The 7705-nt window shown below is 60.3% G+C and carries 8 protein-coding genes; 2 read left to right on the plus strand and 6 right to left on the minus strand.

The genetic code is table 11. The features are described 5' to 3' along the window. From AC1DH9_RS16535 to gloB, 4 genes are all read right to left on the minus strand, one after another. Positions 1-881, minus strand: an 881-nt coding sequence (locus tag AC1DH9_RS16535; RefSeq protein WP_477808441.1) for an extracellular solute-binding protein, incomplete at its 3' end; no start/stop codon positions are given. Then, the gene (locus AC1DH9_RS16540) at positions 878-2704 is read right to left on the minus strand and encodes an extracellular solute-binding protein (protein ID WP_442114796.1); all 1827 of its coding nucleotides are present in this window, start codon (positions 2702-2704) and stop codon (positions 878-880) included. The genes AC1DH9_RS16540 and AC1DH9_RS16535, both read right to left, overlap by 4 nt. 268 nt (positions 2705-2972) lie before the next feature. Beyond that, entirely contained in the window at positions 2973-4406 is a 1434-nt protein-coding gene (locus AC1DH9_RS16545) for a transglycosylase SLT domain-containing protein (protein WP_427537594.1), read from the minus strand. 99 nt (positions 4407-4505) lie between these two features. Then, positions 4506-5273 carry a hydroxyacylglutathione hydrolase gene (gene gloB, locus AC1DH9_RS16550; RefSeq protein ID WP_427537591.1) on the minus strand — a complete coding sequence of 256 codons (768 nt, stop codon included), beginning with the start codon at positions 5271-5273 and terminating at the stop codon, positions 4506-4508. Positions 5274-5338: 65 nt separating this feature from the next. Here gloB and AC1DH9_RS16555 point away from each other — a divergent pair, with 65 nt between their 5' ends. Together AC1DH9_RS16555 and rnhA are read left to right on the plus strand one after the other, a co-directional pair. Next, entirely contained in the window at positions 5339-6097 is a 759-nt protein-coding gene (locus tag AC1DH9_RS16555) for a class I SAM-dependent methyltransferase (RefSeq protein ID WP_123580423.1), read from the plus strand. A gap of 92 nt (positions 6098-6189) precedes the next feature. Further along, positions 6190-6642, plus strand: a complete 453-nt coding sequence (rnhA, locus tag AC1DH9_RS16560) for a ribonuclease HI (protein ID WP_019690633.1) — start codon at positions 6190-6192, stop codon at positions 6640-6642. A 33-nt stretch (positions 6643-6675) separates the two neighbouring features. Here rnhA and AC1DH9_RS16565 read toward each other — a convergent pair whose 3' ends face one another. Together AC1DH9_RS16565 and AC1DH9_RS16570 are read right to left on the minus strand one after the other, a co-directional pair. After that, a complete protein-coding gene (locus AC1DH9_RS16565; RefSeq protein WP_427537588.1) occupies positions 6676-6990 on the minus strand; it encodes a DUF2388 domain-containing protein in 315 nt (104 codons plus the stop codon). A 107-nt stretch (positions 6991-7097) separates the two neighbouring features. Beyond that, positions 7098-7705: LysR substrate-binding domain-containing protein (locus AC1DH9_RS16570; RefSeq protein ID WP_477808442.1), on the minus strand; the 608-nt coding region annotated here is incomplete at its 5' end.

The following is a 7705-nucleotide window of genomic DNA, read 5'->3' on the forward strand; positions in this document are numbered from 1 at the left end:
CCCTCGGTGACGGACGGCGTGTTGTAGGCGTTGGCCCAGTTTTTTGCACTCATCTCCTGCCAGTAATCGAACTGTCCGGCCTTCAGCGCTTCCAGCGCGACGGTGTTGTCGCGGTAGTAATCGATGGTCATGTTGTCGAAGTTGTAAAAGCCCCGATTGACCGGCAGGTCCTTGCCCCAGTAGTCCTTGACCCGCTCATAGCGGACCGAGCGCCCGGCCTTGACCTCACTGACCTTGTACGGGCCGCTGCCCAGCGGAATCTCCAGATTGCCCTTGCTGAAGTCGCGGTGTTCCCACCAGTGCTTGGGCAATATCGAGAGCTGTCCAAGGATCAGCGGCAGCTCGCGGTTGCTGGTGTGCTTGAAGGTGAACAGCACCCGCAACGGGTCCTCGGCGATCACGTTGTCGACGTCGCTGTAGTAACCGCGAAAGAGCGGCGAACCGCTTTTCATCAGGGTCTGGAAGCTGAACACCACGTCTTCGKCACGCACCGGGTGGCCATCATGAAAACGCGCTTCGGGGCGCAGGTAGAAGCGCACCCAGCTGTTGTCCGGAGCCTTTTCGATTTTGCCGGCGATCAAGCCATATTCGGTAAACGGCTCATCGAGCCCCTGTTTGGCCAGGGTGTCGTAGATCAGGCCAATGTCATCAGCCGGCACGCCCTTGCTGATGAACGGGTTGAGGCTGTCGAAGCCACCGAAGCCGGCCTGACGGAACGTCCCGCCCTTGGGAGCGTCCGGGTTCACGTAGTCGAAATGCTTGAAATCGGCCGGGTATTTCGGCGGCTCGTTGTACAGGGTCAAGGCGTGCTGCGGGGCAGCGTGGGCCGTGCAGGCAAGCCCTGCAAAGACCAGACCCAGCAGGGTACGCAAACGCATCATTGGGCTTTCTCCGAAGTCTTCAGCCACCACGCATTCAGCCCCAGGGTGTAGGGCGGCGTGGTGACGAAGGCGAACCGGTTGCGGTACGCCAGGCGATGATAATTGATATACCAGTTGGGGATGCAGTAGTGCTGCCACAGCAGCACCCGGTCCAGCGCTTTGCCGGCCGCCAGTTGCTCGTCACGGGATTTTGCCGCGAGCAGTTGTTCCAGCAAATGATCGACCACCGGGTTGGCAACACCCGCGTAATTCTTGCTGCCCTTGACCGAGGCCTGGCTCGAGTGGAAGTACTGCCACTGTTCAAGTCCGGGGCTGAGGGTCTGGTCGAGGGTCATCAGGATCATGTCGAAATCGAACTGGTCCAGACGCTGCTTGTATTGGGCTCGGTCGACGGTGCGCAGGTGCGCGTCGATACCGATACTGGCAAGGTTCTCGGCGTAGGGCTGGAGAATGCGCTCCAGGTTCGGATTGACCAGCAGGATCTCGAAACGCAGTGGCTGCCCGGCCGCATTCTGCAGGCGCTGGCCATTGAGCTTCCAGCCAGCCTCGGCGAGCAAACCCAACGCCCGGCGCAGAGTTTCCCGGGGGATGCCATGGCCGTCGGTCTGCGGCAGGCTGAAGGGCTCGGTAAACAGCCTGGCGGGCAACTGATCGCGGTAGGGTGAGAGCATCAGCCATTCATGGCCGACCGGAACGCCTGTGGCTGTGAACTCGCTGTTGGGGTAATAACTCATGGCCCGTTTGTAGGCACCGCTGAACAGGGCGCGGTTGGTCCATTCGAAGTCGAACATCAAGCCCAGGGCTTCACGCACCTTGTCGTCGGCGAACGTGCTGCGCCGGGTGTTCATGAACAGACCCTGGGTCTGGGTTGGAATCTGGTGGTCGATCTGCGCCTTGATCACCTCGCCACGCCGTACGGCCGGGAAGCTGTAGCCGTTGGCCCAGTTCTTGGCCTGGTGCTCGATGTAGATGTCGAACTCGCCGGCCTTGAAGGCCTCGAACGCCACGTCGCTGTCGCGGTAAAACTCGACTTCAACGCGATCATAGTTGTACTTGCCGCGATTGACCGGCAGGTCCTTGCCCCAGTAATCCTTGACCCGCTCGAACACCAGTTGCCGCCCCGGCTGAACCTCGGTGATGCGGTAAGGGCCACTGCCCAGCGGCGGTTCGAAGGTGGTCGCCTTGAAGTCGCGACCTTCCCAGTAATGCTGCGGCAACACCGGCAACTCGCCCAGGCGCTGGATCAGCAACGGATTACCGGCACGCTTGAACACGAAACGGATGCGCTGTGGGTTGAGGATGTCGACCCGCTGCACTTCCTGAAGGTTGGTGCGGTATTGCGGATGACCTTCCTTGAGCAGCAAACGATAGGAAAACGCGACGTCGTAGGCGGTGATCGGCGTGCCGTCGTGAAAGCGTGCTTGCGGGCGCAGGTTGAACACTACCCAGCTGCGGTCTTCGCTGTATTCGACAGACTGGGCGATCAGCCCGTAACTGGAGGCGGGYTCATCGCCGGACGGCGCGTACTGCCCCGTACCGACCATCAACGGTTCGTTCAGCTCGTTGATGCCGTACTGCAGGAAATTCGGGGTCGAGACCGGGCTGGTGCCCTTGAAGGTGTAGGGGTTGAGCGTATCGAAGGTGCCAAACGCCATGACCCGCAATGTACCGCCCTTGGGCGCTTGCGGATTGACCCAGTCGAAGTGGGTGAATTTGGCCGGGTACTTGAGTGTGCCGAACTGCGCATAACCATGGCTTTCGCTGATCGTTGCGCTTGCGGGGAAGCTCAAGGCCAGACTGATTAGGAGCAGGAGGGGACGTATCAAGGCAGAGATCCGGTCCAGGCGGCTTGGGCTTTGTGGGCCGTACAGTAACAGCTTGTATCGACAGGAAAAAGGTAGGGGCTAAGGTAGGGGATTTTGTGGCGAGGGAGCTTGCTCCCGCTGGGCTGCGAAGCGGCCCCAAAACATGCCATCGGGTTCTTTCAGGTACATCGCATACACGGGGTTCACGCCTGCTGCGCCCGAGCGCGGACCGGTCGGCGGGAGCAAGCTCCCTCGCCACAAAAAGCCCCAATGCCTGGGGCGCGACTTAACGCGGGGAAGAAACCGTCAGCACCTGCCCAGGCTTGAGAGCCTGGCCAACACGTGGATTCCAGCGCTTGAGGTGTTGCATCTCAACGTTGAAGCGCTTGGCGACGATGTACAGCGAGTCGCCTTGCTTGACCTTGTATTGGGTCTGCTTCTTGTTCTTGTTGTTGGCCGCAACCACCGTGCTGATGCGTCCACCGGAGCGCTTGCTGGTGTCTCGCATCACCAGGGTCTGGCCAACCTTGAGGTCCTTGCCGTTCAGCTTGTTCCAGTGTTGCAGGTCCTTGACCTCGACTTTGTTCGCCTTGGCGATCTGCGTCAGGTTGTCGCCGCGTTTGACCCGGTAGCTGCGCTTGAGCGTTGCCAGCTCGCGGTCGTCTGCACCTTCGAAAACCGGTTTGAGCGGACGCTGACTGATCAGCTCTTCGGGTTTCATGGTTGACAGGCTGGCAGTCAGCAACTGCGCCTTGGACGTCGGCACCAGCAAGTGCTGGGGACCGTCGATGGTGGTGCGTTGCTTGAAGGCCGGGTTGAGCTGGAACAGTTCGTCTTCGTCGATGTTGGCCACCGCGGCAACCTTGGACAGGTCCATGCGCTGGTTGATTTCGACGACTTCGAAGTAGGGCTGGTTGGCGATCGGGTTGAGGTTCACGCCATAGGCTTCTGGCGACAGCACGACTTGTGACAACGCCAGCAGCTTGGGTACATAGGCCTGGGTTTCCGCCGGCAGTGGCAGGTTCCAGTAGTCGGTTGGCAGGCCGAGCTTTTCGTTACGCTCGATGGCCCGGCTAACCGTGCCTTCACCGGCGTTATAGGCCGCCAGCGCCAGCAGCCAGTCACCGTTGAACATATCGTGCAGGCGGGTCAGGTAGTCCATGGCCGCGATGGTCGACGCGGTAATGTCGCGGCGCCCGTCATAGAAGCGGGTTTGACGCAGGTTGAAGTAACGCCCGGTGGACGGGATGAACTGCCACAGGCCAACCGCATCGGCGCGCGAATAGGCCATTGGGTTGTAGGCGCTTTCAATCACCGGCAACAGCGCCAGTTCCAGCGGCATGTTGCGTTCTTCAAGGCGTTCGACGATGTAGTGAATGTACAGGCTGCCACGTTCGCTGGCGCCTTGCAGAAACGATGGATTGCTGGCGAACCACAGGCGCTGTTGCTCGATGCGCGGGTTGACGCCCAGCCCTTCCTGCAACTGGAAGCCCTGGCGCATGCGCTCCCAGACGTCCTGCGCGGCTTGTGGGCTTGGCTTCTCGTTGAGCCAGATAGGTTTTTGTTTGGTCCGGGTGGAAAGCGTATGTGCCACGTCGGTTTGTGGCACATGACTGGTGCTTTGGCAGCCCGCCAGGGTGGCGGACACAGCCACCGCGATGGCTTGAGCCAAGCGGGTCAATGCGTCTGAATTGATGGATTTACGAATAGATGACGACATTGGCTGGAAGTTAGTTCCGGGCAAAAATGTCGGGCGATTCTAGAAAGCGCAGGGGGTGCGGTCAACCATTCAGAATTTTTGGACCAATAGTGGCCCTGTCTAGAACGTATCTTTCCAAGCCCGAAGAGCCGCAAAAACCTCACTCGGAGCCCGGTTATCCGGGCCATTCCGTTCGTCTACTTTTTCTTTAACGGATGTTTCGCCGGTACGCAGGAAAGGGTTGGTGAGCTTCTCCAGCGCCAGGGTCGACGGCAGCGACATGCCACCGGACTCGCGTAATTGGGCGACTTTCTCGAGACGCTCGGCAATGTCCGGGTTATTCGGCTCGACAGCCGCGGCAAAGCGCAGATTGCTCAGGGTGTACTCGTGGGTGCAGTACACCAGCGTGTCTTCGGGCAACGCGGCCAGGCGGCTGAGGGAGTGGTGCATTTGTGCCGGCGTACCTTCGAACAGGCGCCCGCACCCGGCGGCGAACAGGGTGTCGCCACAGAACAGCAGCCCCTGATGGTAGTAAGCAATATGACCCAGTGTGTGGCCCGGCACCGCATACACGTCGAACTCGCAGCCGAGTACGTTGACGCGATCATTATCGTTCAGGGCGAAGTCGCGTCCGGGGATATTTTCGCTGGCCGGGCCGTAGACCGTGGCGCCCGTCGCTTTTTTGAGTCGCTCGACGCCGCCGACGTGATCATGGTGGTGATGGGTGACCAGAATGTCGCTGAGCTGCCATTGCGGGTGCATGGCCAACCAGGCCTGCACGGGGGCGGCATCACCCGGATCGACCACGGCGCAGCGCTGGCTGCGGTGATCCTGTAACAACCAGATGTAGTTGTCGGTGAAGGCGGGAAGGGCACTGATCTGTATCATCGCAGGATTCGCCAAGCGGAAAACAATGGTGCATCTTAGAGCTTCTTGGCGAGTTGGAGAATGCAATGACCGATAAAGCGTTCGCTCAGGCTGATCCTGACTGGCTGGCATTGATCAGCGCCGCTCGCGAGTGGCTGTCAGGTCCCATCGGCCAATTTTTGTTGAACGAAGAACGCCGGATGCTCGAAGACGAACTGGGGCGTTTCTTTGGCGGCTACCTGGTGCATTACGGCCCTTCGGCCGAAGCACCACCGGCAGCGAAGCAGGTGCAGCGTAATGTCCGTCTGGGCGCGCCTTTGCCGGGGGTGGAAATTGTCTGTGAAGAACAGGCCTGGCCGATCAGTGAACACGCCGCCGACGTGGTGGTGATGCAACACGGGCTGGATTTCTGCCTGTCGCCGCATGGCCTGCTGCGTGAAGCCGCCAGCGCGGTGCGTCCCGGCGGGCACCTGCTGATTGTCGGGATCAACCCCTGGAGCAGTTGGGGGCTGCGCCACGTGTTTGCGAGCGATGCCATGCGCAAGGCACGCTGCATTTCACCGTCGCGGGTCGCCGACTGGCTCAACCTGCTGGGGTTTGCGCTGGAGAAACGCCGCTTCGGGTGCTATCGTCCGCCGCTTGCGTCCCCGGCATGGCAAGCCCGCTTGGCCGGCTGGGAACGCAAGGCCGGTGACTGGCAGCTGTCCGGCGGCGGTTTCTATTTATTGGTGGCGCGCAAGATCGTCGTCGGCTTGCGACCGGTCCGTCAGGTGCGCCGCGAGCCTATGGGCAAATTGATCCCGCTGCCGATGGCCAAGGTCAATCGTCGCCACAGCGAGCCGTAATACACATTTTATTTTCCCGGCCGGGCTTGCCCGGCCTTGGGCGTTGTCGATCATTGATCGGCAAGCCACAGACATTTTCTGGATAGGTTGGCATGAGCGATAGCGTAGAACTCTTCACCGACGGCGCCTGCAAGGGCAACCCTGGCCCCGGCGGCTGGGGCGCACTGCTGGTGTGCAAGGGCGTTGAAAAGGAACTCTGGGGCGGCGAAGCCAATACCACCAACAACCGTATGGAGCTGATGGGCGCGATYCGTGGCCTTGAAGAGCTCAAGCGTTCCTGCGACGTATTGCTGGTCACCGACTCACAATACGTGATGAAAGGCATCAACGAATGGATGGTCAACTGGAAGAAGCGCGGCTGGAAAACCGCGGCGAAAGAACCAGTGAAGAACGCTGATCTGTGGAAGCAGCTCGACGAGCAGGTCAATCGCCACAACGTCACCTGGAAGTGGGTGCGTGGCCACGTCGGGCATCCGGGTAACGAACGCGCGGACCAGTTGGCCAACCGTGGTGTCGACGACGTCCGGGGTTACAAGCAGGACTGATTTACCTGTAAAGATCGCACCCCCTTCGGAAAATCACAGCACCAGAATCGCCGCGGCCAGTTGCTCATCCGAGTAGACCTGGCCAGCGAGCACGCTACGGATCCGTTCAAATGCGGCCTCCAGCTGAACGCCGCGAATGTCGCCACGACTGGCGACAAACGCCGCCGCATCGGATTTCGCGGCCAGCACGATCTTGTCATCCTTGAATGAGCTGCTGGTGCCTTTGGTGGAGCTCATGCTCATGCTCAGGGTGATGTCGGTGCTCATCACAAAACTGGTGGCCCGCACCGCAGTGCTGAACAGGCTGCCGACAATCAGCAGGGTTATAAGGGTGAAGGTTGTCGTCATGACGTGCGCGATTCCTGTGGGAAATACTCGGGGCGCACGCTAACAGGGGGACCGCTCAGCCATCTTTATGAGCTTTGCGAATGATTGTTAAAAACTGCGCAAGTCCGTTACACCGGCTTGCGCATACGCAACGCTTCGATCATTTTCAGGCAGTGACTCAATCCCGGCGAGACGTCGCCGACCCGGCGACTCAGGATGATCGGCGAGGTGGCGTTGGTTTCCAGCACCGGCGTGAAACCAATGTCGTCGCGATGCAGCAACTGCACCGAGGCCGGCACCAGCGTGACGCCGATACCGGCGCCCACCAGGCCAATGGCGGTTTGCAGTTCGTTGGTCCATTGCGCAACCTTGATGCTCACCCCGTAGGACTCGAACAGCGCGATCACATGGTCGGCATAGCTGGGGCGGGGATTGCCGGGATAGAGCACAAATGGTTCATTGGCCAACTCGGTGAGGCTGATGGGGCCGGCCAGGAGTGGATGGCCAGCGGGCAGGGCAGCCACCAGGCGGTCTTCATTCAATACGGTTTGTATGATTGCCGGATCATCGATGCGGATCCGCCCGAAGCCGACGTCGATACGTCCGGCCTTGAGCGCTTGCACCTGTTGCAGCGTGGTCATTTCCGACAGGCCGAGTTCCAGTTCCAGCGACTCGTTGCTGCGCAGTCGGCGAATCAGTTCGGGCAACACGCCATACAGGGTCGAAGGGGCAAAGC

The organism is Pseudomonas sp. 05T35, assembly GCF_056396605.1.